This is a genomic window from Aphanothece microscopica RSMan92 (genome assembly GCF_046613545.2).
In the GTDB taxonomy this organism is placed as follows: Bacteria; Cyanobacteriota; Cyanobacteriia; order PCC-6307; family Cyanobiaceae; genus NIES-981.
Genome location: NZ_JBKKKY020000382.1, coordinates 1 through 548, shown reverse-complemented (window position 1 = coordinate 548; position 548 = coordinate 1). Strand labels below are relative to the sequence as shown.

The 548-nt window shown below is 70.3% G+C and carries 1 protein-coding gene; it reads right to left on the bottom strand.

The genetic code is table 11. The features are described 5' to 3' along the window. Window positions 1-523: phosphotransferase (locus ACLD7X_RS18130; protein ID WP_411425081.1), on the bottom strand; the 523-nt coding region annotated here is incomplete at its 3' end. Between the last annotated feature and the right edge of the window lie 25 nt (window positions 524-548).

Genomic DNA, 548 nt, shown 5'->3' with positions numbered 1-548 from the left:
TGTCGTTATGGCCAAAGATGATGGGCAGGGGGATCTGTGCCGCCTCCCACGCCCGCGCGCGGTCCAGCCAGGGGGGCAGCGCGGCGAGGTGCGGGCTGTCCACGCCGCGCAGGGTGCGCCCGTAGTCGCGGATCACATGGAACACCCAGAACAGATAGGCCGGGCCGGACACGAAGTCGGGCATCCGGCTGTGAAAGTCGCGCAGCAGATGCGCCACGCGGTCGGGGTGGGCGCAGATATCCTCCGCGCCCCAGGTGCGCGCGGTGATGAATTGCGTCACCATCACGCCCGTTTCGGCATGTTCCACCGCAGGCGCGAACCCCGCGGCATGGGCGGCGCGGGTGGTCATCAGCTCGCGCGCCCGGTCGACGTGGTGGCAGGGGTAATCGGCGCCCAGCCGCACCACATGGTCGCCCGCGTCGTCGGTGATCTTCCAGATCTCGTTCGACAGCCCGCCCGACAGCGGCAGGCCCCAGGGCACCCCCCGCCAGCAGGGCAGCCGTCCGATGCGGTCAGGCAGCATCCTGTACCCCCGTGGTCATTCCCAG